18 protein-coding genes are annotated in these 24,418 nt (G+C 73.7%); 14 read left to right on the top strand and 4 right to left on the bottom strand.

Features of this window, described 5'->3' with window-relative positions:
* Positions 1 to 3: 3 nt before the first annotated feature.
* Together ACFYUS_RS06660 and ACFYUS_RS06655 are read right to left on the bottom strand one after the other, a co-directional pair.
* On the bottom strand, positions 4 to 2,433 hold the full coding sequence (locus ACFYUS_RS06660) for a WD40/YVTN/BNR-like repeat-containing protein (RefSeq protein WP_388846606.1): 2,430 nt from the start codon (positions 2,431 to 2,433) through the stop codon (positions 4 to 6).
* 92 nt (positions 2,434 to 2,525) lie between these two features.
* Positions 2,526 to 3,218, bottom strand: coding sequence for a PQQ-binding-like beta-propeller repeat protein (locus ACFYUS_RS06655; RefSeq protein ID WP_388846604.1), 693 nt, complete (start codon positions 3,216 to 3,218; stop codon positions 2,526 to 2,528).
* 580 nt (positions 3,219 to 3,798) lie between these two features.
* Here ACFYUS_RS06655 and ACFYUS_RS06650 point away from each other — a divergent pair.
* The 12 genes from ACFYUS_RS06650 to ACFYUS_RS06595 all read left to right on the top strand — a co-directional run bounded on the left by ACFYUS_RS06650 (position 3,799) and on the right by ACFYUS_RS06595 (position 18,116).
* Positions 3,799 to 5,103 carry a hypothetical protein gene (locus ACFYUS_RS06650; RefSeq protein WP_388846602.1) on the top strand — a complete coding sequence of 435 codons (1,305 nt, stop codon included), beginning with the start codon at positions 3,799 to 3,801 and terminating at the stop codon, positions 5,101 to 5,103.
* Between the two features lie 193 nt (positions 5,104 to 5,296).
* Complete coding sequence (locus ACFYUS_RS06645) at positions 5,297 to 8,290, top strand: AAA family ATPase (RefSeq protein ID WP_388846600.1); 2,994 nt, start codon at positions 5,297 to 5,299, stop codon at positions 8,288 to 8,290.
* Between the two features lie 371 nt (positions 8,291 to 8,661).
* Positions 8,662 to 11,499: a class IV lanthionine synthetase LanL gene (gene lanL / locus ACFYUS_RS06640; RefSeq protein WP_388846598.1), complete on the top strand. Its 2,838-nt coding sequence runs from the start codon at positions 8,662 to 8,664 to the stop codon at positions 11,497 to 11,499.
* Entirely contained in the window at positions 11,496 to 13,322 is a 1,827-nt protein-coding gene (locus ACFYUS_RS06635) for an alpha/beta fold hydrolase (protein ID WP_388846596.1), read from the top strand. Before lanL ends, ACFYUS_RS06635 begins: the two co-directional genes overlap by 4 nt.
* 15 nt (positions 13,323 to 13,337) lie before the next feature.
* The gene (locus ACFYUS_RS06630; RefSeq protein ID WP_388846594.1) at positions 13,338 to 13,451 is read left to right on the top strand and encodes an ALQxL family class IV lanthipeptide; all 114 of its coding nucleotides are present in this window, start codon (positions 13,338 to 13,340) and stop codon (positions 13,449 to 13,451) included.
* 75 nt (positions 13,452 to 13,526) lie between these two features.
* Entirely contained in the window at positions 13,527 to 13,640 is a 114-nt protein-coding gene (locus ACFYUS_RS06625) for an ALQxL family class IV lanthipeptide (RefSeq protein WP_388846592.1), read from the top strand.
* Positions 13,641 to 13,710: 70 nt separating this feature from the next.
* Entirely contained in the window at positions 13,711 to 13,827 is a 117-nt protein-coding gene (locus tag ACFYUS_RS06620) for an ALQxL family class IV lanthipeptide (protein WP_388847736.1), read from the top strand.
* Positions 13,828 to 13,913: 86 nt separating this feature from the next.
* Positions 13,914 to 14,027, top strand: a complete 114-nt coding sequence (locus tag ACFYUS_RS06615; RefSeq protein ID WP_376582957.1) for an ALQxL family class IV lanthipeptide — start codon at positions 13,914 to 13,916, stop codon at positions 14,025 to 14,027.
* Between the two features lie 67 nt (positions 14,028 to 14,094).
* The gene (locus ACFYUS_RS06610; RefSeq protein WP_388846589.1) at positions 14,095 to 14,211 is read left to right on the top strand and encodes an ALQxL family class IV lanthipeptide; all 117 of its coding nucleotides are present in this window, start codon (positions 14,095 to 14,097) and stop codon (positions 14,209 to 14,211) included.
* A gap of 143 nt (positions 14,212 to 14,354) precedes the next feature.
* Positions 14,355 to 14,471 carry an ALQxL family class IV lanthipeptide gene (locus ACFYUS_RS06605; protein ID WP_388846587.1) on the top strand — a complete coding sequence of 39 codons (117 nt, stop codon included), beginning with the start codon at positions 14,355 to 14,357 and terminating at the stop codon, positions 14,469 to 14,471.
* Positions 14,464 to 16,260 carry an ABC transporter ATP-binding protein gene (locus ACFYUS_RS06600; protein WP_388846584.1) on the top strand — a complete coding sequence of 599 codons (1,797 nt, stop codon included), beginning with the start codon at positions 14,464 to 14,466 and terminating at the stop codon, positions 16,258 to 16,260. The genes ACFYUS_RS06605 and ACFYUS_RS06600 overlap by 8 nt, the downstream gene beginning before the upstream one ends.
* Positions 16,239 to 18,116: an ATP-binding cassette domain-containing protein gene (locus ACFYUS_RS06595; RefSeq protein ID WP_388846582.1), complete on the top strand. Its 1,878-nt coding sequence runs from the start codon at positions 16,239 to 16,241 to the stop codon at positions 18,114 to 18,116. The genes ACFYUS_RS06600 and ACFYUS_RS06595 overlap by 22 nt, the downstream gene beginning before the upstream one ends.
* A 528-nt stretch (positions 18,117 to 18,644) precedes the next feature.
* Here ACFYUS_RS06595 and ACFYUS_RS06590 read toward each other — a convergent pair.
* Together ACFYUS_RS06590 and ACFYUS_RS06585 are read right to left on the bottom strand one after the other, a co-directional pair.
* A complete protein-coding gene (locus ACFYUS_RS06590) occupies positions 18,645 to 19,739 on the bottom strand; it encodes a zinc-binding dehydrogenase (protein WP_388846580.1) in 1,095 nt (364 codons plus the stop codon).
* A gap of 189 nt (positions 19,740 to 19,928) precedes the next feature.
* Positions 19,929 to 20,876 carry an Lrp/AsnC family transcriptional regulator gene (locus tag ACFYUS_RS06585; RefSeq protein WP_388846578.1) on the bottom strand — a complete coding sequence of 316 codons (948 nt, stop codon included), beginning with the start codon at positions 20,874 to 20,876 and terminating at the stop codon, positions 19,929 to 19,931.
* Between the two features lie 171 nt (positions 20,877 to 21,047).
* On the opposite strand from ACFYUS_RS06585, the gene ACFYUS_RS06580 reads away from it, so the two are divergent.
* Together ACFYUS_RS06580 and ACFYUS_RS06575 are read left to right on the top strand one after the other, a co-directional pair.
* Positions 21,048 to 22,610, top strand: coding sequence for a purine-cytosine permease family protein (locus tag ACFYUS_RS06580; RefSeq protein ID WP_388846576.1), 1,563 nt, complete (start codon positions 21,048 to 21,050; stop codon positions 22,608 to 22,610).
* Positions 22,611 to 22,645: 35 nt separating this feature from the next.
* Positions 22,646 to 24,322 carry an amidohydrolase gene (locus ACFYUS_RS06575; protein WP_388846574.1) on the top strand — a complete coding sequence of 559 codons (1,677 nt, stop codon included), beginning with the start codon at positions 22,646 to 22,648 and terminating at the stop codon, positions 24,320 to 24,322.
* The last annotated feature ends 96 nt before the right edge of the window (positions 24,323 to 24,418 follow it).

Genomic DNA, 24,418 nt, shown 5'->3' with positions numbered 1-24,418 from the left:
CCTTCAGACCGTGGACAGGTCGATCCGGAACATGCCGCGCCCGTGGGTCGCGCAGACCAGGGTCTCGTCCATCCAGAACAGGTCGTCGACCGAGCAGTTGGTCGGGCCCTCGTTCGTCGGCGACCAGGTCGTCCCGGCGTCCTCGCTCGCGAACAGGCCGACCTCGGTGCCGCAGTACAGGAACGCGTGGCGCCGCGGATGCACGGCGAGCGCCCGTACGGGAGCGGCGGGGAGGGTGGGCGAGAGGTCGGTCCACCGCGCGCCGCCGTCCGTCGTCACCCACAGGTTGCCGGGCTCGAACCCGCCGAAGGCGACGTACGCGGTCTTCGCGTCCGCCGGATGGGCGGTGATGCTCGTGCAGTACCGCTGGGGCCGCAGCGGATTCGGGCCGATCACTCCGACCCGGTCCCAGTTCGGTGTCGCCGCCGTGCCGTCGGCGGTGTGGAAGAGCATGCCGTTGCGGTGGCCCACCCAGACCACGTCGGAGTCGGCCGGAGCCACGGCGAGCGCGCTGATCAGGGATCCCGCGCTGGGTTTGATCGACTGCCAACTAGGTCCAGAGGTTGGCGTGTTCGGCGCCTTCGCGTCGTTCGTCCGCCACAGCGAGAGCCCTCCGGCGAGGAGCCGTTGCGGGGCGTTCGGGTCCATGACGAACGGTGCGATGAAGAGCGCCTGCTGGTTCTTGGCGTCGGGGATCCGGAACGGCAGCGGCTTCCAGTCCCAGCCGGGGATCGCCGGGTTCCAGAACTGGCCGCTGATGTAGCGGTCCGGATCTTCGGTGACGCCGCCGTCGTCGTTGCGGTGGATGTTCAGGAAGACGTACTCGCCGTAGAGGACGGCGGGGTCGGTCGGGTCGCAGGCGCACCAGCCGCCGTCACCGCCCTGGAACTTCTTCCATCCCTCGGTGCCGGTCTCGGGGTCGAACACGAGCGTGCCGTTGTCCTGCGCACCGCCGATGATCTTTCCGCTGACGGTGCTGCCGGCGCCGCCGAAGAACTGCGTGACGCCGTAGTTGTTGTCCAGCTCGGTCCAGCCTTCGACGTACGGCGCCTTCGGCTCCGTCCCCACCACCGCGAGGTCCGCCGCCTTGTACACCCCGCCGTCGTTGCCGAAGAACACCGTCCTGTTGTGCACCCCGTCGTAGGAGGGGTGCGAGACGATGGCGTGGTGGTCGGGGTGCGCCGAGGCATCGTCCCACCAGGTGCTGATCTCGGCCAGGTGGTCGCCGCCGTCCGTACTGCGCCACAGGTCGACGCCGCCGGTGACGATCAGGTCCGCGTCCGTCGGGTCCCCGGCCCAGATCGCGTTGCCGTACCAGCCCTGGTCGCCCAGGTAGTCGGCCACCTGGCCGTCCGGGTCCTGGGTCTTCCTGATCCGGTACGTCCTGCCGCCGTCGGTGGACCGCCAGATGCGGCCGGTCTGCGCCTGCACCGAGGCGTACACGACCGTCGGGTCCTTCACCGCGTAGGCGAGTTCGACCCGGCCCGACCACGGGCCGTGCGCCGCGGCCTGCCAGGTGACGCCGCCGTCGGCGCTCACCCAGGCCTCGCCCGCGTTGAGCGCGCCGGCGACCGCCCGGCCGTCGTCGCCCGGGTCGAACACGACCTGGCCGAGCGGGACGTCCAGGACCTGCGTCCACATCGCCCGCGCCGGATCGGAGCTGCGGAACAGTCCGGTGTCGGTGGCCGCGAGGACCACGGCACCCGAGCCGGAGACCGCGATCCGGGTCACGGCGCGGAAGTCCGCGGTCTGCGTCGCCGGAAGGGGCGCCCAGGTGGTGGCGTCGGTGGTGCGGAAGATGCCGTTGCCGCGGAGGGCGTCGACGTTCGAGAAGCCCTCGCCGGTGCCCACGTAGATCGTCGACGGGTCCGAGGGATCCATCGCCAGGCATCCGCACGCGAGGTTGCCGAGGAAGTCGTCCACGGGCGCCCACTTCGCGCCGCCGTTGCGGGTGATCCACACGCCCCCGCCGGCGCTCGCGGCCCACATCTTGTTCGGATGGCCCGGGTCGACCACGATGCCCCGGGTACGGCCGCCGATGTTTCCGGGGCCGAGCCACTCCCACCGGGTGAGCGCCATCCCCGCCGTCGGCGCCGGCCGGTCCGCCCGCGCGCCGGGGTGGTGCCCGGTCGGCACGCCGGCCGTCTGCGGGGCCGGGGAGGTGCTCCGCACCAGGGAGCGCATCCGGGCGCGCGCCGTCCCCTGGGCGTGCGGCGGCACCGTACCGTCGTCGCCGCGCTCCTGTTCGTACCGGAACAGCACCCGCGCGTTGGGCAGGTCGGGGTAGTCGAGGCGGCGCAGTGCCCGGCGCACCGCCGGGACGGAAAGCCCGTCCAGTGTCTCGTTCGTGGCTCCCCGGCTCCGGCGGAGCAGGCGCACCTGCTCGACGCTGATGTCCTTGGCCTGGGCGAGCTGTTCGTCCGAGAGGGTCATGATGCACCTCTGAGATGCGGGGGAATCCTGTTCGTTCGCAGGGTTACGGGCGGAGGGTGAGGGTGACGAGCGGAGGCGTTGCCGGCGGAGGGTCACGGGCGGAGCCTGCGGGGACGGCGCTCGGCCGTCTCGTCGAGCACCGCCTCCCAGACCGTCGAGGCGGTACGCGTGTCCACCGCCCGCAGGACGACGGCGCCCTCGTCGCCGGAGCCGGGGCGCACGGTGAGCTCCAGCCGGAGGTCACCGACCTGCCCGTGGTCCAGTACGTCGGCGGCGAGGGGCGGGTGCGGCGGCGGCGCGACCTCCGCCTCCGTCTCCGCCTCCGCTCCTGTCGCCGTTCCGGGCAGCGGCTCCACCGACGGAGTCGCCACACCGACCCGCAGGGCGCCGTGCGCCTCGCGGTGCTGACTCCCCGCCACATCGGGGCCCGGTGGGGCGCCGCCCCGGTACAGGGCCCGGGCGGTCCACCGGATCACGAGCGGATCCTGCTCCTCCGCGGTGCTCACGGTGAACTCGGGCGAGTCCTGCAGTGTCGGATGAGCCCACTCCGGCAGTGCGAGAGCGGGCGACGTCCAGAGTTCCGTTCCCTCGTCCGCGTCGAGCAGTTCGACCTCGAGCGCGGGGGAGGCACCGACGTGGAGCGCCACCACGTTCCCGGCCACGATCGCGCAGGGGCGGAGTGCGCGGCCACGACGCCACAACACCGCGCCGGTCTCCAGGTCCAGCGCGATGAGTGTGCCCTGGCGGTCGTGGACGACGGCCCGTCCGGCGGACCCGTCGGCCACCCCGCGTGGAATCCTGGGCATCCGGCCCCCGATCACCGAACTCTGGTGTGGTGGGACAGTTGCTGCGGACACGCCCCAGTCGCGATGCGGAGCTCATTCACCATTCTCTCCGGCCTCCGGGGAGGCGGCAACCGGGGGGATCCCCTGGGGTGTCGGCCCCGTACGCCCTCGTACGTCCCCGTACATCTCCGCCTGAAGATCTCGCGATCCGCCTGATGTCGGGGACTTCTCCTTGTCGCAATGCCCCCGCTGGGCCGTCGCGGCACTCGTGCCGGGACCGACCGGGGGGAACGGTGAACGAGCGGGTGATCGGCCTTCTGCCGAGCCGGATGACCGGGCAGACGTCGGTACGGACACAGGTCCGGACGTCGGGCTGGACGTCGGGCTGGACAGGGGTCTGGACGTCGATGCCCTGCTCACGTCGATGCCGCCCCTGGGGGAACGCGAGAAAACCAGGCACGCCCTGCTGTCGCCCGGGGCAGCCCGCCTTCGCGTACGTCAGGGAGCGCGTGGCCGCGGAGGACGTCGCGGCCCTGCGGGTCCTGGACACCCCCTGCACCGGCTGCTGAAACCTCGTGCGGTGGCGGTCCAGTCCCTGCGGGCGCCCGCGGCCATGGTCCTCGCACCGGTCGGCGACGCCGAGCGAAGCGCCGACGAGCCGGCCGTCGGGCTGCTGTGGCTGCGGGGGCTGCTGGGGCTGCTGGGGCTGCTGGGGCTGCTGGGGCTGCTGGGCAGCAACGCCCACCCGGGCCACGAACAGGCCGATCCGCAAGCCCTCCTGACGGAGACCGCCTCCGGTCACGCCACCCGCCTGCGCCGCCTGATGGACCTCGTCCCGCCGGACGGACGGGACCTGGCGCTGCCCGCCCCGACCTGGCTCCTCGCCCTGGACGGCGTGCTGCCGGAGCCCCGGCCGGGCGCCAGGGCGACCGTCCTGTTCGACGACGGGCGGGGCGGCGTGCGGGGCGGCGTCGCCATCCTGCCGAACGGCCCGTCCGCGCTCCTCCCCGACCCCCGCGCCATGCCGGGCTTCCGGGGCGACGCGCGGTTCCGGGAATCGCTGCGCGACGCGTGGAACAGTGGTGGCGGGCGGCCCGCCACCACCGCGCTCTGGTCGCTGACCGACACGGACGGCGTGGTGTCCGTGGTGAAGGACGACTCGCTCGGCTGCGCCTTCGCCGTCCTGCTGGACGAGGCGGAACGGGCCGTGCGCCGCTTACGTCCGTCCGCGCTGCGCGGGATGAACCCGCGGACCGCGCTCGTCGGCGGCCTCGACGCGGCCCGGCCCTCCGCGCTGGTGTCGGTGGGCGGGTACGGGGTCAAACCGAGGGCCGTCGAGGAGGGCGCCAACGTCGTCCTGCCCGCCGCCGACCGGGACGGGCCCGGCGCGCGCTGCCGGGGTGCAACGTCATGTCCCCGGCGCGGACCCGTCTCCTCCTGCCTGCGCGACGGCCGGTGGACCCACCTCGGCAGCGGGATGCTCGGCATCGCGCTCGGCGCCGACGGCAGGGCCGTCACGGACGGCACGCTCCAGGGCTTCCTCGCGGTGCTCCTGCCGTCCGGCTCCTCCGAGGTCGACCTCGACGCCCCCCCGTACCGCTGTGCTCCTGAACCGCGTCCCGGCGGCCGAACCGGAGGCCTCCCTCTCCGCCGACGAGCACGTCCCGCTGTCCCGCTGGCAAAGGAAACGTCAAGGCCGAGGTCCCAGCCGTCGCGCCTACCGCAGGGCCCAGGCGAACCTGAGGGCGGGAACACGGTCGTACGCGGTCGGCGGCGAGGCCTGAGACCCCGGCGCCTGGTGCCGGACCACCGCGCCGCCTTCACGAGCGGCCGGGCCGCGCCCGTGGCCGCCTCGGCCCCTTCCGTGCGGCGCCGTACCGGATGATCGACCCTTTTCGCAGCTGTCTTCTCGACGAAGCCCAGGGAAACCGCAGTTGATCGCCCTCTCGACAGGAAGGTCGGCGGAAGCGATGATCACCCTCAGTTCGGGGGATCTTACGGGCGTGACGTGAAGGTCTGGTGGCGATCGTCCTGGACGGGCGGTCGGCACCGTGCCCGCGGCATCAGGGGAGATGTTGATGTTTCGAACGGTGACGGATGCGGGGACGACGGCGGACGCTGCTGGCGCGCCGTCGGTGCCGCTGGTCGGGCGGAACAGCGAACTCGGCCAGCTCGTACGGCTGTTGACCGACAGTCGTAGAACGAGCAGGGTCGCGGTGGTCGAGGGGACGGCCGGTATCGGCAAGACCCGGCTGCTCGCGGCCGTGGGCGAGCAGGCCGCTTCGGCGGGGCGCGAGGTGCTGCGGGCGGCGGCCACGCCGGCCGACACCGACGTGCCCTACGGGCTGCTGATGCACGCCCTGTACCACACCTCCGCGTTGGACCTGCTGGAGGAGTTCGGCGAGCAGCCGGCCACCGGTGCGTCGCAGCGCCACCGCAGGCACCGCAGGCTGCGGGACGCCCTGTTGGAGAACGCCGACCCCACGCCGGTGGTCCTGGTCCTGGACGACCTCCAGTGGGCCGACGAGGAGTCCCTGCGATTACTCGAGCACCTGCTGCGCGGACCGTCCGACCAGCGCCTCGGCTTCGTGCTCGCCCACCGTTCCGGGGGCTGTCCGCCGTGGCTGGCGCGGACCCTCGGGGACGCCGCCGCGCTACGGATCGCGCTCGGCCCGCTCGCCCCGGCCGATGCCGCCCTGCTGGTGCCCGGGGCCCCGCCCGCCCGGGAGCGCCAACTCGTCGCGGTGGGCCGCGGCAACCCCCGCCAGCTGCGCGCCCTGCACTCCCTGACGGCCGGGCTCACGGCCGACCTGGCCGACGAGCTGGCGGCCGAACTGGCCGCGGGCGAGCCCCGATCGGTGGGCCTCCTCGACGGCTGGCACCCGGACCCCGACCTGCTCGGCGAGTTCGACAGCCTCTCGGCCGACGCCCGGGCGGTGCTGCAGGCCACCGCTGTCGCCGGAGCGGAGTTCGACCCGGCGCTCGTCTCGGAGGTGGCCGTCCTGCCGGAGCGCCGGGTCGGCATCGCCCTGGACGAACTGGCCGACCACGGCTGCGTGGTCGGCAGCGCCGGGTGGTACCGGTTCGGCAGACCGCTCCTCGGATCGGTCGCCTACCGCACCGCGGCCCCGGCCTGGCGGGTCGAGGCGCACCGACGGGCCGCCGCCCACCTCGACCGGCGCGGCGCGGCCCCCGGCGCCTGGGCCTCGCACGTCGAGCACCTGGCCCACACGGCGTCCGGGGACGAGCTGGCCCGGCTGATCGACATCGCCCGGGCGGAGCTGAACGAGGCGCCCGAGACCAGCATCCGGCGGCTGCGCATCGTCCTGCGCGTGCTCGGCGACCGAGGCGACGGTGATCAACTGCGGCGGGCCGCCCTGCTCTTGGGACGAGCGCTCACGGTCACCGGCCGGCTCGACGAAGCCGCCGAGGTCTTACGCCCGCTGCTCACCGCTTCGGCGGGGGGCTCGACGGCCGCGGCGGATCTCCTCGCCCTGGGCGAGGGGCTGCGCGGCCGGGGCGAACGCGCCTACCGGCTGCTGCGCGAGGCCGGCGTCGCCGAGGACGCACCGGCCGACTCCGGGCCGGTCCCGCACCGGCGATCCGGTACGGCGGGCCCCGCGGTCCTCGCGCGGGAGGCGGCGGCCGGGCGGGCGGGCGCGCCGCTGGACACCGAGATCAGCCTGGCCAGAAGGGAGATGATGCTCGGCGGATGGGAGCGATGTCTGGGCCGACTCGACACCCTCGACATCCCGGCGGACCGCCCCGAGCTCGCCGCGGCGGCCGACGCCCTCCGAAGCCTCTGCCTGATCATCCGGGGCGACGTCACGGGCGCCGTCGACGCGCTCGACTCTGCGGAGCGCCTGGCCGACTCCCTCACGGGCAGCGAACGGCTGCGGCTCCTCGGCGGACTGCCCGACCTGTGCTGGGCGGAGATCCTGCTGGAGCGGCCGAACCGCTGCGCGCGCCGGGTCGAGGAGGCCATCGCGCTCGCCGAGACCCACCGGCACCGCTACATGCTCCCGGAACTTCACTCCGTCCGCGCGGCCCTGCTGGCCCAGTCCGGTCCCATGGAGGAGGCGCTGGCCGCCGCGGACGCGGCACTCGAACTGGGCAAGGCGCTCGGCACCACGGAGATGCTGCCGCCGGCGGCGGCCCTGCGGCTGCGGGCCGTCATGTGGGGATCCGGCCCCGAGGCCGCCGCGCCGGCCCTGGCGCTGCTCGAGGGCTACCCGGAGCCGGAGACCTGGATGTGGGCGGGCTTCGTCCGGCACGTCCGGATCGAGGCCGCGCTGGCCCTGGGCACGCTGATTCCGCCGGCGGAGGCGGTCCGGCTCCTCGGCTCCCCGAACGGCGAGCGCACCGACCCGATGTCCGTGAACGGTCACGCCCTCGCGGCTGAGTTCTGGGCCCGTGAGGGGGACGTCGAGGCGGTCGCCGGGCACGTCGCGCAGGCGACCCGCATCCCGGTCCCCGGTCTCGCGATCACCGCCGCCGTGGCGCAGCTCGCCGAGGCCCGGCTGGCGGCCGTCCGCGCCGAGCACGAATGGGCGGTGGAGCTCGCGAGCCGCGCCGGCGACCGGCTGGCGGCGGCCGGGATGCCGGTCAAGGCCGGCCAGGCGTACCTCGTGGCGGCCCGTTCCGCGGGCGCCTTCGGGCATGCGGAGGGGTTCGCCCGGGCGGTCGACGCCGCGGAGGAGCAGTTCGAGCGGGCCGGCGCGCACGGCCTGCGCGCGACGGCGGCGCAGCTGCGCGACTCGCACGCGCTCACGCCCTCCCCGTCCGGTGGCCGCCCGCAGGAGCACGGGCGGGACCGGGCGGGGCGTGCCGAGGAGGAACGGCCGGAGGATCGCGGGCCGTCCGTCCCGCGGGCCGGCGGACCGGCGGACTCCGTCCTGTCCGCCCGGGAACGCGAGATCGCCGGCCTGGTCCTCGAAGGGCTCACCAACCAGAACATCGCCGCCCGGCTGTTCGTCAGCGTCCGCACCGTGGAAACGCATCTGACGCGCGTCTACAACAAGTTGGGCATCGCCCGGCGCGGGGCTCTCGCCCGGGCCCTGGACTCCGTCTGACCCCGAAGCGGTCCTGACAGCGGCTCCGGAGGCTGCCGGGAACGACGTCGAGAACCCCACCGAACGGCCCACGACGGCCCCGGAGCATTCCCGCAGCACCTCGGGAACGCTCCGGGGCCGACGCGTTCCCCGGACTCCCGTACGTACGTGTCGTGGTTTCCCGCAGCCCCGCCGCGATCCGCCCGATACGGGTCCGGCCTGCGGGAATCCACGATCTGCGGTGCGCACCCGCCGCATTAGCGTCCTTCCTGTGACCGGCGGACGCCTGGGAACACGGTCCCCCACACGCTGACGTGCCGGGGCGGGGCATGCCTCGCCGGCCGGCGGGCGCGGTGGCGCGGCCGGGACGGCACACGGACGGGAGGCAGCAGGTGCAGCAGGTCGGAGGGTCGAGCGAGCAGAACGCCACGGCCGGCTCGGCGGACGGCTTCCGTCTGCAGGGCCTGGCGCGGACGGTCCTCGCCGAGCACGGCGCGCACGACTGGACCGTCACCGAGGACGACGTCTGGTGCCGGGTGATGCCGCCCGTGCGGGAGGAGCGGATCCAGGGCTGGAAGCTCCACCTGTCCGCGACCCGCCTGTCGGCGCCCGAGGTGGTGCACCGCGCGGCGACGGTCCTGGTCGCGGCCGGCTGCGGCTTCAAGTTCGCCAAGAGCATCGCGATGGTCGAGGAGATGACCTCGGACCGCTACGACCGCGCCCAGTGCGGCAAGATCGTCACCTGCTACCCGGCGGACGACGAGCAGCTGCGTACGCTGGCCGCCGCCCTGGACGAGGCCACCGCCGGACTGCCCGGCCCGGCCATCCTGTCCGACCGTCGCCTGCGCCCGGGCAGCCTGGTGCACTACCGCTACGGCGTGTACGGCGGGGTGCCGGTGCTGACCAACGACGGCAGCCATCAGCTGCGGGTCCAGGCGCCGGACGGCACCACCATGGAGGACCTCCGCAAGCCGTGGTTCTGCCCGCCGGCCTGGGCCGTGTCGCCCTTCCCGGCGGAGCCGGGAGCGTCCGCGGCTCCGGCACCGGCCGCGCCCAGGAAGCCCGGGCCGGTCCTGCTCGCCGACCGGTACGAGATCCGCGAGGCGATCCGGCACTCGGCCCGGGGCGGCGTCTACCGGGCGCTCGACCACCGGACCGGCGCGGAGGTGGTCGTGAAGCAGGCCCGGGCGCACGTCGGCACCCGGGTGACGGGCGAGGACGCCCGGGACTGCCTGCGTCGCGAGTCCGCCGCGCTGACGGAGCTCGACGGGATCGCCGCCGGGCACGTGGAGCTGTTCGACCTCGACGGTCACACCTTCCTCGTCCAGGAGTCCCTGCCCGGGAGCACCCTCACCCAGTGGGTGCAGAACGAGCTGGACCGCACCGACCGCCTGGCGGGCCTGGAACCGGCCCGGGTGGTGGACACGGCCCGTCGGCTCGCCGCGCTGCTGGCGCAGGTGCAGGCCCGGGGGATGGTCTACCGGGACTTCACCCCGAACAACATCATGGTGGGCCCGGACGGCGGGCTGCGGTTGATCGACCCGGAACTGGCGGTCCGCCCCGGGCAGTGGACGACCCGCGGATTCACCGAGGGGTTCGCCGGTCCCGAGCTGACCCGCGGGCCGCGGTTCGGTCCGGCGCCCGGCCCGGAGTCGGATCTGTACGCCCTCGGCTCGGTCCTCCTCTACCTGGTCGTGGGCACCGCGCCCGCGTTCCCGGAGGACCGCCCGGAGCCGTCCTCCCGGGAGCCGAAGCTCGCCGGCCTGCTCGCCATGAGCGCGGTCCGCAACCGGGCCGCCCGGCTGATGGCACCGGCCGTGCTCGGACTGACCTGCGACGCGCCGGAAGCGCGCTGGACCCTCGCCCGGCTGGGCGGGTTCCTGGACGGGCTCGACGTCGACGGCCCCGCGAACGACCAGCCCGCGGGCGGCGGTTCGGGCGACGGCTCTCCGGACGGGCCGCTGCCCGCCGACCGGCTCGCCCCCCGGCTGCAGCAGCTCCTGATCGACGACGGGCTGGCCCATCTGCTGGCCACCCTCCCGGATCCGGGCGGCAACGCCCGGCGCCTGTGGTCCAGTACGGGATTCGGCAGCACCAGCGACGCCTGCAACGTGCAGCACGGCGCCGCCGGCGTGCTCGGCCTGCTGACCCTCGCCGACGCCCACGCCGGCCCCGCCGGCAGCCGCGACGAGTTGCGCGCCGCCCTCGCCGGGGTGGCCGGCTGGCTCGACCGCCGCCGCGCCGACGTACCCGAACCGCTGCCCGGGCTGTACTTCGGCCGTGCCGGCACCGCCTGGGCGCTGCACGACGCCGCGCGCCGCCTCGACGACCCCGAACTCGCCGAGCACGCGGCCGAGCTGGCCCTCGCCCTGCCCGTCCGCTGGCCCAACCCGGACGTCTGCCACGGCACCGCCGGCAGCGCGCTCACCCAGCTCCACCTGTGGTACGCCACCGGGCGCGAGGAGTTCCGCCGGCGGGCGGCCGAGTCCGCCGACGACCTGCTGGCCGCGGCCGAGTACGACGGCGGCCGGGTGTACTGGCCGGTCCCCAAGGACTTCGACTCGCTCCTCGCGGGCATCCGGCACCTCGGCTTCGCCCACGGTGTCGCCGGTGTCGGTTACACCCTGCTGGCCGCCGCCCGGGCCACCGGCGAGCGGAAGTACCTCGATGCCGCCGTCGCCGCAGGCGACACCCTTGTCGCCGAAGCCGAACGGGGTCCGTGGGGGGCCCGCTGGCGCACCGACCGCGACGACGCGCCCGGCAGCGGGATGCTGTACCACTGGTGCAGCGGGGCGTCCGGCGTCGGTACGTTCCTGGTCCGGCTCTGGCAGGACACCCGGGACCCCGCCCACCTGCTCGCCGCCGAGGAGGCCGCGGTCGCGGTCCGCGGCGTGCGGTGGAACTCGCCCACCGCGGCCTGCCACGGCCTGGCCGGCAACGGCGACTTCCTGCTCGACCTCGCCGACGCCGTCGGCGGACCGTACCGGGACTGGGCGCAGGAGCTGGCGGCGTCGCTGTACGCCCGGCGCACCGTCCGGGACGGCCGCCTCCTCATCGCCGACGAGAGCGGGCTGGACGTCACCGCCGACTGGAACGTCGGTCTGAGCGGTGTCCTCGGCTTCCTGCTCCGGCTGCGGCACGGCGGCCCACGGCCGTGGATGGCCGACGGCCCGGCGGACCCGGCGTCCGCGCAGGGCGAGACGGCCGGCTGTACGGAGGTGCGGCCGTGAGCGTCCACACCTCCGTCCTGCCGCCGGACGACCGTCGAGCCGCGCCGACCGGCGCCGAGGTGACGGCCCGCACCAGCTTCAAGTTCTCCGCCGACGGCCTGCGGGCCGCCTGCGTGGCGACCGACACCGACGGGCACCACCTCGCCGAGGTCTGGCGCCTGGGCCCCTCCGGTCCCCGTCTCGAACTGCGGACCGGCCTGGGCACCGACCCCACCTGGACCCAGCTCCTCCCCCTCGACGGCACCAGCGCCCTGATCTCCTGGTACGGGCAGGGCGGCGCGCAGTCGCTCGCCCGGCTGACCGCCGACGGGCACCGGGAGACCGTCTCCGTGCCCGGCGGGCGGCCGCTGCGGCTGCTCCCGGCACCCGAGGGATCGGAACTCCTGGCGCTCGGGGTGAGCGGCGGCGCGGCACCCGACACGCTCGTCATGGCGGTGCGCGAGGACCGGCCCCGGTTCGAGGAGCTGGCCCGGGTCCCGGGCGCGCTGCTCGGCGGGATCGTGCTCGGCCACCGGGTGGTGTTCACCCGCCTGCTCGACGAGGTCTCGCATCCGGTCGTGCTGGACCTGCGGGACGGCACGCTCCGTGACCTGACCCCGCGGAGCGGTCCGGCCCACGTGCTGGCCGCGGCCGCCGGACAGGTGCTGCTCGCCCGGCTCGCTCCCGAGGGCAACCAGCTCGCCCTGGCGGACCTGGACGGTGACGCGCCCCTGCGCGCGGTCCACGGCGACACCGGCCTCGCCGGCGCCGTCCACCCGCTCGCGCTGGACCCGGACGGCGACCGGCTGGCCCTGCTCACCACCTCCGGGGCCCGGTCGCACCTCACCCTCCTGGACCCGGTCTCCGGCGCCGCCCGGCACATCGACATGCCGCCGGGGAACCTGCTGCCGACCGCGGCGTGGACCGGGCACGGGCTGTGGCTGCCGCATTCCGACCCGGGCCGCCCGCGCACCCTCGGCTGGATGCCGCCCGCCGGCACCGCCCTCGAACTCCCCGAACCGGCCCGGCCCGGCCACCGGCCGGCCCGCCTGGAGACCTTCCCCGGCGCGGACGGTCCCGTGGAGGCCGTGGTGTACGGGCCCGACTGGCGCACCGCCCGGCAGGTCGTACTCGCCCTGCACGGCGGCCCCAACAGCCGCTGGACCCTCGGCTTCGATCCGTTCCTGCAGGCGCTGGCGGCGGCCGGCCCGGCCGTCGTCGCGCTCAACCAGCGCGGCAGCACCGGCTACGGCGCCGCCCACACGCTGGCCATCAAGGGAGCCTGGGGCGGCCCGGACCTGGCCGATGTCACCGCCGTCGGACGCTTCCTGATCCGCGAGCGCGGCACGGGACGCGAACGGCCGGCCCTGTACGGGATCAGCTACGGCGCCTTCCTGGCCCTGATCGCGGCGGCGGCCGAGCCCGACGGCTGGGCGGCCTGTGCGGCCGTGGCTCCGTTCCTGTCCGGTCCGCGGCTGCACGCCGACGGCGGGGCGCAGGTCCGCAGCATGGTCGAGCGTCTCGACGGGCTGACCGCCGTGCGCGACCGGCTCGGGCCGCGTGACGTGGAGCGCCTGGCCCCCGCCCTGGAAGCGCCGTTGCTCCTCGTCCACGGCGCCCGGGACGACTCGACGCCGGTCGCCCACTCGAGGGCGCTGGCCGCCCGGCTCGCGGCCCTGGGCCGCCGCCCCGGCACCGACTTCCACTACCTGGAGCTTCCCGACCGCGGTCACTCCGCGCTCGGGACGGGAACCGCCGATCCGGTCGTCGCATCGGTGGTGCGGTTCCTCACCGGACAGGGCCATCCCGGCCCGCCCGGATCCGTACCGACGACATCCGCCTGAAAGGAGGTGACCCCCATGGATCTCGACCTCGACGCCCTGCAGCAGCTTCCCTCCGAGGAGGAGCAGGCCGGCCCCTGCGGCTGGACCTGCGCCGTCACGTGCCCGTACACCTCGGCCGACGCGTCCTGACGACCGTCGCCCGGCGCGCGGCGGTCCTCCGCCGGAGGACCGCCGCCCCTGACCCGCGCGAAGGAGGTGACCCCCATGGAGCTCGACCTCGACGCCCTGCAGCAGCTTCCCTCCGAGGAGGAGCAGGCCGGCATCTGCAGCTGGACCTGCAGCGTGACGTGCCCGTACACCTCGCCCAACGCGGCGTGACGACCGTTCCCCGACCCGCGGCACGCCTCCGCCGGAACACCGCCGCACCCTTCCCCGAAAGGTGATCACCATGCAGCTCGACCTCGACGCCCTGCAGCAGCTTCCCGCCGAAGAGGAGCAGGCCAGCATGTGCCAGTTCTCCTGTTCGGCCAGCTGCCCCGTCACCTGCCTCGCCACCGGCAACTAGCAGGACTCCGGCGGTTGTCGCGCCCGTACGCCCCGATGGTCCGCGGGCCCGCCGACCGCCGCCGTCCCCCTGGGAGGAGCAGCGTCATGGAGCTCGACCTCGACGCCCTGCAGCAGCTGCCCGCGGAGGAGGAGCAGGCCACCGTCTGTGGCTACACCTGCCCCGGCACCTGCGACAGCACCTGCCTCGTCACCGGCTAGGTCCGGTACGGAAAACCCCGGACAGCCATCCCGCTGACCGTCACCACCCACCGAGAGGAACACCGTCATGAATCTCGACCTCGACGCCCTGCAGCAGCTGCCCGCCGAAGAGGAGCAGGCCACCATCTGCGGCTACACCTGCAAGGTCACCTGCGACAGCACCTGCGTCGTCAGCGGCCAGTAGGTCCGGTGCGAAGGCCGGCCGGGGTGGACCCGTCCACCCCGGCCCGCGGGCCCGGCCGGCCTTCCCCCTCGCAACCCGCCACCGGGCCGCCCCGCACATCGGGGCGGCCCGGTGGGCGTCAAACCCCCGAGAGGACAACCGCCATGGAGATCGACCTCGACGCCCTGCAGCTCCTGCCGGCACCGGAGACACAAGCCGCGCAGTGCTGCTGCACCTGCTGCGTCACGTGTCCGGCGACCTGCGAAGCCAGTGGTGCCTGAGCACCGCCCCGGCGCCGCGGCCGCCGGGCGGGTGACGGCACCCGCCCGGCGGCCCGTCCTCGCCGCCCTGGCCCCCGTACGACCGCACCTGATCGGTCTGGCCGTCCTCATGGCGGTGCGGATCTCGGTCGGCGTCGCCGTGCCGGCGCTCCTCGCCGCCGCGGTCGGCGCCGTGCTCGACGGCACCGACGTCCGCGGCCCGGCCGCCCTCCTGGCGGCCGCGCTGGTCGTCGGCGGGCTCTGCGAGGCGGCCGCGGGACCGCTGGCCTCCTCGGCGAACGCCACCGGAACCCACCGGCTGCGCATGCTGACGGTCCGCCATCTCCTGGCGCTGGGCCCCCGGTCCCCGCACGCCGTCGGCGAGGTGGTCACCCAGGTCGTGCAGTCGGCGCCGATGGCCGCGGGCCTGCCCGCCCGGGCGGCCGAGAGCGCGATCTCGCTCCTGGGTTCGACGGCCGCCCTGGCCGCCCTCTGGTGGACGAACTGGCAGGCCGGACTGACCTTCACCCTGGCCATGCCGCTGACGGTGCTGGTCGCCCGGCGCTTCATGAGCGAGGCGGGCCGGGCCCAGGAGAACTACCTCACGGCCCAGTCCCGGATCGCGGACGGCCTGGTGGCCGCCCTCGCCGGCGTCCGCACCATCCGGGCCGCGGGCACCCTCGCCACGGAGACCGGACGCGTCCTCGAACCGCTGCCCGAACTGTCCGCCGCCGGGCGCGCGATGTGGCGCACCCAGCGCGACGTCGTGTGGCGCCTGGGGCTGCTGCTGCCCCTCACCGACGTGCTGGTCCTGGCGGTGGCGGGCCTGGCCGTCGCACGCGACGACCTCGGCCCCGCGGGTCTGCTGGCCGTCTCCGGATACCTCGCCCTGGCCTCCGGCATCGTCGACCAGATCGACGCCCTGCTCGGCATCGCCCAGGCCCGGGCCGGCGCCCGCCGGCTCTCCGAGATGTTCCGGCACGAACCGCCCGTCGGGGGGACGGGGAGCGCCATGCCCGTGGACGGCGCCGCGCGGCTGCGCGGCATCACCGTCCGCCACGCCGGTGAAACCGTGCTCGACCGGCTCGACCTGGACCTGCCCGCCGGCGCCGCCGTCGCCCTGGTCGGACGTACCGGCGCCGGCAAGAGCGTGCTCGCCGGCCTGCTCGGACGGCTCACCGACCCCGACGAGGGCGAGGTCGCCATCGGCGGGGTCCCGGTGCGCGACCTGCCCCTGGACCGGCTGCGCGGCCTCGTGGTGCACGCCTTCGAACGGCCCGAGCTGTACGGGCGGACGGTCCACGAGGCCATCGCCTTCGGCCGCCCCGGGGTCAGCCGCGAGGACGTGGTCCGGGCCGCCCGCGCCGCGCAGGCCGACCGGTTCGTCCGAAGGCTCCCGGCCGGATACGACACCCCGCTGGACGAGACCCCGATGTCCGGCGGCGAACGCCAACGCCTCGGACTCGCCCGGGCGTTGCTGCGTCCGGCGCTGGTGCACGTCCTGGACGACGCGACCTCGGGCCTGGACACCGCGACCGAGGCCGAGGTCAGCCGCTCCGTCACCGACCTGCTGGCCGGCCGCACCAGGCTCGTGGTGGCCCACCGTGCCGCCACCGCCGCCCGCTGCGACCTCGTCGCCTGGCTGGACGGCGGCCGGATCCGCGCCTTCGGCCCGCACGACCTGCTCTGGGCGGACCCCGACTACCGGGCGGTCTTCGGCCCGGCGGGTGCCACCGGGTCCCTCGCGGGCCCGGATCCCTCGAAGAAGGAGACGAAGGAGGAGGAGCGGTGCCGCGTCGAACACCGATGAGGATCGGCTTCGGGCTCAGCGCCCCCGCGGCGCGGCTGCTCGCCGACGGGCTGCGCGGCAGCGGGGGGCCGCTGCGGCGGATCGCCGGCTGGTCGGTCCTGGAGGCCGCCCCCGCCCTGGCCTCCGGCTGGGTGACCGCGGCCGCCCTCGACCACGGGTTCCTGGCCGGCCGGCCGGGAGTCGGCCTGGCCTGGATCGCCCTGCTGGCCGGGCTGTTCTTCGCCCGGGCCGCCGCCGAGCGCGCCCTGTTCACCCCCCTGGCCGAGGTGGTCGAGGACCTTCGGGACACCTTGGTGCGCCGGGTGGTGGGCGGCGTGCTGGAGCGGGCCACCGCCGACGGGCGCGGCGGCGGATCCGCGGCCGTCGCCCAGCTCAACGGCCAGGTGGACACCGTCCGCAACCTGACCGGGACGCTGCTGCGCACCGCCCGGCCGTTGAGCATGTCGCTGCTGGCCGCCGTCATCGGGCTGGCCGCGCTCGACCCGGTGCTCGCCGGGCTGGTGCTGGCGCCGCTGGTTCCGGCGCTGGCCGTGTTCTTCTGGTCGATGCGCCGGCTGACGGCGCGCCGCCGACTGCTCGTCCTCGCCGAGGAGGAGGTCGCGGGGCGGGCCGGGGCGGCGCTGGGCGCGTCCCGCGACATCACGGCACTGGCGGCCGAGCCGCACGCCGCCTCGATCGTGGAGCAGGAGGTGGCCGGGGCGGCCAAGGCGCAGGTCGCCGTCGGACTGGCAGCCGCCATGCGCGTCCCGGTGGTCCTGCTCGGCGGCCAACTCCCGCTGATACTCCTGCTGCTGGCCGGACCGGGGCTGGTGGCGCACGGCTCGGTCAGCGCCGGTGCCGTGGTCGGCGCCGCCACCTACGTGGCGGCCCATCTCCTGCCGGCCCTGCAGATGCTGGCCGGCGCGGTGTCCGGATACTGGAGTCAGCTGGGCGTGGTGCTCCACCGCCTGGCCGAGGCCGCCACGATGCCGGAACCCCCTTCTCGGCACCCCCGGTCCGACCCGTCGCCCGAGCCGCCTCGACCGTCGGAGCCGACCCGGGTGCCCGGGCCCTCGGCACCCGCACCGGCGCCCCGCGGGCCCGGGGAGGCCCCGGACATCTCGGTGCGGGATCTCGACTTCGCGTACGGTCCGCATGCCGAGCCCGTGCTGCGCCGGCTCAGCCTGGACGTCCCCTTCGGCGACCGCCTCGCCGTCGTCGGCCCGAGCGGCATCGGCAAGTCCACCCTCGCGGCACTGCTCGCCGGGATCATCCCCCCGACCGCCGGCACGGTCAGCCTCGACGGCCGCCCGGTGACGGACCTCGACGAGGCACTGCGCTGCCGGCTGTTCGCCCTCGTCCCGCAGGAGGCGTACGTCTTCCCGGGCACGGTCGCCGCCAACCTGGCCTACCTGGCCCCCGATGCCGAACCGGCCCGACTGGAGCGCTCCGCCGCGGCGGTCGGACTCACCGAGGTGATCGACCGGCTCGGCGGACTCGATGCCCGACTGCGCTCCCCGTCCACCGAACTCTCCAGCGGCGAGCGGCAGTTGTTCGCCCTGGCCCGGGTCCACGCGTCCACCGCCCCCGTGGTGCTCCTCGACGAGGCGACCTGCCATCTGGACCCGGTCGCCGAGCAACGCGCGGAAGCCGCCCTCGCCGAGCGCCCCGGCACCCTCATCGTCATCGCCCACCGCCTCGTCTCCGCCACCCGGGCCCGCCGCGTCCTCCTCCTCGACGGCGACCGGACCGCCCTGGGCACCCACGCCGAACTCCTCGTACGCAGCCCGCACTACGCGGAACTCGTCGGCCACTGGACAGGCACGACGCAAGCCGGCCTCAACACCCGCGAGCAGGAGGTGGCAGGGCACGGGTGAACCGCTCCGGCACCGCTGTCACCTCCGGACCCGCTCAAGGGGGCCGGTCCCGGCCGCCCCGAAAAACGGATCGAGGGGCCGTTTCAGATCTCTCTGAAACGGCCCCTCGATCTACGACTCTTTCGAGTCGGGGACAGGATTCGAACCTGCGACCCCTTGACCCCCAGGAGTAGGGGTCAAGTCCGAGGGCTGCGTGGAAGTACCGCAGCTCCTCAGAGTGACCTTGTCAGCGACACACTCGTCGCGTACGCCACAGCGGGCCGCCCGCTCCTCGGATGGGGGACACTCGACGCAGTCGTCCACCAGGACGCCTCCTGCGCGAGCGGTGCACCACCGCCGAGGGCGATCGGATCGTCGCCTTCCGGACGCACCACGACCTGCTCGTCGCCCACGGCAATCACAGACTCCGCCACCGCGGCACCATCAAGGACGACGCCTGGTGTCACGCCCGGGGCCGGGGCCGCCCGGCCCATCGGCGGACAGCCCCTCGACAAGATCTTCATCGGCCCCAGGCGTTGCCGGAGAGGCTCAGAGCATGACGACGTTGCGCGCGCCCTCCCCGCCGCGCATCCGCTCGAAGGCGGCGTTGACCTCGTCGAGCTTGATCCGCTCGCTGACCAGTCGGTCCAACGGCAGCCGGCCGTCCAGGTACAGCGCCGCGTACCGGGGGAAGTCGCGGGCCGGGACACAGCCGCCGTAGTTGGAGGCGATCAAGGTCTTGCCGCCGTAGCACAGGTCCAGGACGTCGAAGCCGACCTGGGTGCCCTCGGGGGGCATGCCGACGAAGACGCCGGTCCCGGCCGGGGCGAGGTAGGAGGGAACCTGCGCGATCGTGCGGGGATTGCCGATGGCCTCGAAACAGTAGTCGGCGCCGCCGCCGGTCAGTTCGATGACGCGCTCGATGGAGTCGGCACCGGCCAGGACGGTGTGCGTCGCGCCGAGCGCACGCGCCAGGGCGACCTTCTCCTCGGAGACGTCGACAGCGATGATCTTCTCCGCGCCGGCCAGGCGGAGCCCCATCACGACCGAGAGTCCGACGCCGCCGCAGCCGATCACCACGGCCGATTCGCCCACGGCGACCCGTGCGTTGTTCAGGACGGCGCCCACGCCGGTGCTGACCGAGCAGCCGATGAGGGCTCCGACCTCGAAAGGCAGCTCCTCAGGCACCTTGATCGCCGCCGAGGCCGGCACGACCGCGTATTCGCTGAGCGATCCGACCGCGATGTAGGCGAACAGCTCCGTGCCGTCCTGGTGCAGCCGGGTGGTGCCGTCCGGCATCAGGCAGTCGTTGGAGCGCAGGTGACGACACGCCCACGGCCGGCCGGACAGACAGTCGGAGCAGCGTTCACAGCCTTGGTTCCACACCAGGACGACGTGATCGCCGGGGGCCAGATGGGTGACGCCCGGGCCGACCGCTTCGACGACTCCGGCACCCTCGTGACCCATCACCGTGGGTGACGGGACGCTCCACTCGCCGTCCAGGACGTGGCGGTCCGAGCCGCAGATGCCGGATGCGCGCACCCGGACCCGGACCTCCCCGGCGCGCGGGTCGCCGACCTCGATGGTCTCGATGTTGACCGTGGCGCCTCCGCGATGCACCGCGGCGCTGGCACGCAGCGACATGGATCCTCCAGCTGGTTCGGGGTGTCGGAGCGGGAAGTCTAACTACGGGATACAAATCCGACGATCGAATGATGGGCGCCTGATGAATTCAGGATGCTCTTTCGTTCATGACACACCCGACGGGTGTCCGAAAGATCTCCACAGCGCGCCTCCTGCTGCTGATTCGTTCGCGGTTCGTTCCGAAAGAAATCATTGCGCGACGGGCCATTCGTATCGTTCCTTGCGGACGTCGAGGTGGATCCAGGACTCGATCGAGCGGACCCCGGTGGTGCACCGCAGTTCGTCGAAGCGCGCCTGCAGCAGACGCGTCGAGTCGCTGTGGATGGTGCCGACCACGTCGAACCGGCCGAGCGTGGCCACCGCGAAATGAGTGCCGGGCAGCTGGGCGAGTCGGTCGACCATCTCCTCCGGGTCGGCATCACCGAGTCGCAGTCCGACGCCGGCCACGCGGCCGGAACCGTCGGCGGTTCCGGTGATCGCCTCGATACGGATGGCCCCACAGTCGAGCAGCGCCCGTACGCGGGCGCGGACAGCGCCGGCGGACCGCCCCACCTCCTCGGCGAGCTCCCGGTACGAGCGACGGCCGCTGCGGCGCAACAGTTCGATGAGGGTCAGATCGAGCGCGTCGATGGCGGGAGGCGGCCCTTCCAGACGCGGGCGTCGGTAACCGCGCGAGGCGCCGAGGTACAGGAGCGCCTCCACGGCGCGCACCCCCGGCTTCGCGCGGATGCGGCGAACGGTCTCGGCGAGGTGCTCCGGCGAGGGCACCCGGACCTCGACGACGGCGTCGAAGCGGCCGGAGACCGCTGACGCCAGTACCACCTCGGGAGCCGGGCGCAGCGTGTCGAGGAACGGAACCACCGCCACGTCGAGGGCGAGGGAGAGGTGGGCGATGGTGCGCACGCCGAGGATCGCGGGGTCGACGGAGGTGACGATCTGCAGGTCGCCGGAGTCGAGCAGTGTGCGCACCCGGTCGGCGACGCGCGCCCTCGGCACCCCGATGCGTTCTGCGAGACTGGTGTACCCGGCCCTGCCGTCCTCGCGGAGCAGGCCGAAGAGGCGAGTGTCCAGCTCGGCGTCCGACAGCATCGATGCGCCCTTCCGTAGCGGGTCCAGCGGATTTTTCGTTTCAGTCATCGTACGAAAAGTGTGCCAGAACCCTCCCTGACTGCCGAGCCGTTTCACTTCTGCGGCTTGACCATACAAAAGATCTGCACCGGGGATCGATGGCAAATATTTCGGCGTTGTCACGTGCTGTGGCCGGGACTACCGTGAGCGAACTTCACCAGACCAGAAAGGTGTGATGCCATGCTGCAAGAGCACGACGAGCGGACGGCCGGGGTCGTCTCTCCCGAGCCCGTCACCCCCATCACGCTGTCCGTCGAGTCGCGCGGTATCGACACCGTTCCGGACGACGAGCGCTGGTCGAAGCCGAAGGACATCTTCTGGGTCGTCTTCGGAGGCGCGAACAGCATCAGCACCGCCCTGCTCGGCGCGTTTCCCATCATGTTCGGCCTGAGCTTCACGGACGGGCTCCTGGCCGTGTGCATCGGGGTGGTGCTCGGCTCCCTCGTACTCGCGCCGATGGCGCTGTTCGGCCGCCAGACCGGTACGAACAACGCCGTCGCGTCGTCGGCGCACTTCGGTGTCCACGGCCGGATCATCGGATCGTTCCTGGCGCTGCTGACCGCCTTCACCTTCCTGGCGCTGAGCGTCTGGACCGCGGGCGACGCCCTGGCCGGCACCATCTCACGGCTGACCGGCGAGGAGCCGCCGACCTGGCTGACCGTGGTCGCCTATGCGGTACTGACGCTGATGATGGTCGCGATCTGCGTCTTCGGGTACCGCCTGCTGGTGATGCTGAACCGGATCGTCCCCCCGGTCGTCGGGGTGCTGTTCGTCCTGGGTGTCCTGGCCTACGCCCCCCAGTTCGACGGCGGCGTCGCGGGCTCCTTCGGAGCGGGTGCGGATCGCTGGTCGGATCCGTTGTTCCTGAGCGCCTTCATCGGTTCGGCGCTGATCGCGATGTCCTGCCCGATCTCCTTCGGCGCGTTCCTCGGCGACTACTCCCGCTACGTCGCGCAGGGCGTGCCCTCGCGCAGGCTGATGGGCGCCGCGTTCGGCGCGGGCGTGGCTCCCCTCGTGACCTTCGGGTTCGGCCTGTTCACGGCGAGCGTGATCGCCACGCATCAGCCGGACACGATCGCCTCGGGCGATTACGTGGGCGGTCTGATCTCCCTGGCCCCGACCTGGTTCTTCCTGCCGCTGGGAATGATCGCCATCGCGGGTGGCCTGTCCACCGGCACCAGCCTGCTGTACGGCACCGGTCTGGACTTCTCCAGCATCGTCCCCCGGCTCAGCCGGGTCGCGTCGACCCTGGTGATCGCCGCCCTGGCCGCCGTGCTGATCTTCGTGGGCAAGTTCGGCTTCGCCATCGTCGGCACCGTCTCCACCCTCTCCACCCTGGTCGTCATCTGCACCGTGCCCTGGATGGTCATCATGATCGTCGGCTATGTCACACGGGGCGGCTGGTACTCGGTCGACGACCTGCACGTCTTCAACCGTCGGCAGCGGGGCGGCCGCTACTGGTACCAGCACGGCTGGAACCTGCCGACGACGGTCGCCTACCTGATCTGCGCGGTGCTGTCGCTGCTGTTCGTCAGCCTGCCCGGCCAGTTCGTCGGACCGTTCGCCTCCCTCGTCGGCGGCACCGACATCAGCATCGCGGTGGCACTCGGCTCGTCGTTCCTGCTCTCGGTGATCGTCGCGCGGTTCGTCCCGGAGCCGTCCTACGTCGTCGACGGCAGCCAGCCCGGCTGGGCTCCGATCCGCCAGGCCCGGCCGGTCCCCGTCACCTCTTCGCGCGCCTGACAGCGCCCTCCACACGTACACCCTGGACTGAATCCATGCGCAAGCTGAACACGTTCCACCCCGATGTCCGCTCGTTCGAGCCCGTCATCGTCACCGCCGACCGCATCCACACCATGGAGGCCGGACATCCCGTCGTCGAGGCGCTCGCGGTCGTCGGGCCCGACATCGTCGCGGTCGGCACCGTCGAGGAGTGCCGGGCCCGGCTCGCCGAGCTGGGCTTCGGCGGCGAGGCGCGCCGGCAGGAGCTGTCCGGCGTCGTCGTCCCCGGGCTCATCGACGCCCATGCCCATCCGCTGATGCACGGCCAGCTGATGAGCTGGGTCGACTGCGGCCCGGACAAGGCCGCCGACATACCCGAGATGGTGGCGCTGCTCCGTGAAGCGGCGGCCCGCACGCCGCGCGGCCTGCCGGTACGCGGCTTCGGCTACGAGCACCGCAATCTGCGCGAGCGTCGGCACCCCACCCGTTTCGAGCTGGACCAGGTCGCCACCGACCGTGAGGTGTACGTGATGAACGCCTCCGGTCACGGCGGAGTGGTGAACAGCTTCACCTTCGCCGCCCACGGCGCGACCCGGGACACCCCGAACCCCGAGGGCGGGGAGTTCTTCCGGGACGCGGACGGCGAGCTGACCGGGGAGCTCTCGGACGCCGCGTGCAACGTGCTCACCGGAGTGGGCGGGGTGAAGGTCGGCCATCACGGACCGAACTTCCACCTCGCGGACGCGCCCGCCGAGCACATGCGGCAGCTGATCGCCGCACAGGACGACTTCCTTCGCGGAGGCGTCACCGCGATCGGTGACGCCCAGGTGTCGAGCCGTGAGTTCGACAACTACCTGAGGGTGGCCGAGGCCGGGACGCTCAAGCTGCGGGTCAACATGTACCTGCTCTCCCACCTGCTCGGGAGCACTCTGGACCTCGGCCTGCACGGGGCGTTCGGCAACGACCGGCTCGCGGTGACCGGCATCAAGCTGTACGCGGACGGGACCCTGGGCGGCTGGACCGCGTACTTCCCGGAAGGCTACCTCGACGACCCGTGCCGCAAGGGGCAGCTCTACCACTCGCCGGAGGAGTACCGCGAACTGCTGCGCTCGGCGCACGCCGCCGGCCTGCAGACCGCGACCCACGCGCAGTCCCCGACCGCGATCGGCATGGTGCTCGACGCGATCGAGGCCGCACTGGCCGAACGTCCCGACTCCGACGCCCGCCACCGGATCGAGCACTGCGGACTCCCCGACGGCAAGCAGATCGCCCGGATGGCCGAGCTCGGCGTCCTCCCGGTCAACCAGCCGCAGCACCACTACAACTGGGGCGAGGGCGTCACGGCGGCGATCGGCACACCGGGCGAACGGTTCAACCCTCTCGGGGAGTTCGTCGCTGCCGGGGTCCCGGTCACCATCAGCTCCGACGCCCCCGTGGCCGAGCCGCGCCCGCTGGAGGCGATCCAGGCGGCCGTCACCCGCGTCACCCGTCGCGGGGTACGGCTCGGCCCGGACGAGCTGCTGATCGACGTCCACACCGCACTGCGCGCCCACACCCTCAACGCGGCACGGGCGATCGGCCGCGAGGACGACCTCGGTTCCCTGCGAGCCGGCAAGCGTGCCGACTTCGCACTGCTCGCGGCCGACCCGTACACGACGCCGCCGGAGGAGATCGCCGCGATCGAGGTCCGCGAGACCTGGATCGGCGGGCAGCGCGAGTACCGGGCCGGCTGAGTCCGGCACGTCCTCTCGAACAAGGCGTGTGCGGCCGCCGGCGCGACGGGCGGGTTCAACCTCTTCGAACCCTCCGGCCAGGGCACACGCATCATC

It is taken from the genome of Streptomyces sp. NPDC004284, from assembly GCF_042874035.1.
In the GTDB taxonomy this organism is placed as follows: Bacteria; Actinomycetota; Actinomycetes; order Streptomycetales; family Streptomycetaceae; genus Streptomyces.
The sequence above is the reverse complement of the archived record's forward strand: the minus strand, read 5'-3'. Positions and strand labels throughout refer to the sequence as shown.

Bases quoted from the DNA above. Each gene is read 5' to 3' on its own strand.
- ACFYUS_RS06660 (WP_388846606.1), bottom strand. From the start codon at position 2,433: ATGACCCTCTCGGACGAACAGCTCGCCCAGGCCAAGGACATCAGCGTC.
- ACFYUS_RS06645 (WP_388846600.1), top strand. From the start codon at position 5,297: ATGTTTCGAACGGTGACGGATGCGGGGACGACGGCGGACGCTGCTGGC.
- ACFYUS_RS06630 (WP_388846594.1), top strand. From the start codon at position 13,338: ATGGATCTCGACCTCGACGCCCTGCAGCAGCTTCCCTCCGAGGAGGAG.
- ACFYUS_RS06625 (WP_388846592.1), top strand. From the start codon at position 13,527: ATGGAGCTCGACCTCGACGCCCTGCAGCAGCTTCCCTCCGAGGAGGAG.
- ACFYUS_RS06620 (WP_388847736.1), top strand. From the start codon at position 13,711: ATGCAGCTCGACCTCGACGCCCTGCAGCAGCTTCCCGCCGAAGAGGAG.
- ACFYUS_RS06615 (WP_376582957.1), top strand. From the start codon at position 13,914: ATGGAGCTCGACCTCGACGCCCTGCAGCAGCTGCCCGCGGAGGAGGAG.
- ACFYUS_RS06610 (WP_388846589.1), top strand. From the start codon at position 14,095: ATGAATCTCGACCTCGACGCCCTGCAGCAGCTGCCCGCCGAAGAGGAG.
- ACFYUS_RS06605 (WP_388846587.1), top strand. From the start codon at position 14,355: ATGGAGATCGACCTCGACGCCCTGCAGCTCCTGCCGGCACCGGAGACA.
- ACFYUS_RS06590 (WP_388846580.1), bottom strand. From the start codon at position 19,739: ATGTCGCTGCGTGCCAGCGCCGCGGTGCATCGCGGAGGCGCCACGGTC.
- ACFYUS_RS06585 (WP_388846578.1), bottom strand. From the start codon at position 20,876: ATGACTGAAACGAAAAATCCGCTGGACCCGCTACGGAAGGGCGCATCG.
- ACFYUS_RS06580 (WP_388846576.1), top strand. From the start codon at position 21,048: ATGCTGCAAGAGCACGACGAGCGGACGGCCGGGGTCGTCTCTCCCGAG.
- ACFYUS_RS06575 (WP_388846574.1), top strand. From the start codon at position 22,646: ATGCGCAAGCTGAACACGTTCCACCCCGATGTCCGCTCGTTCGAGCCC.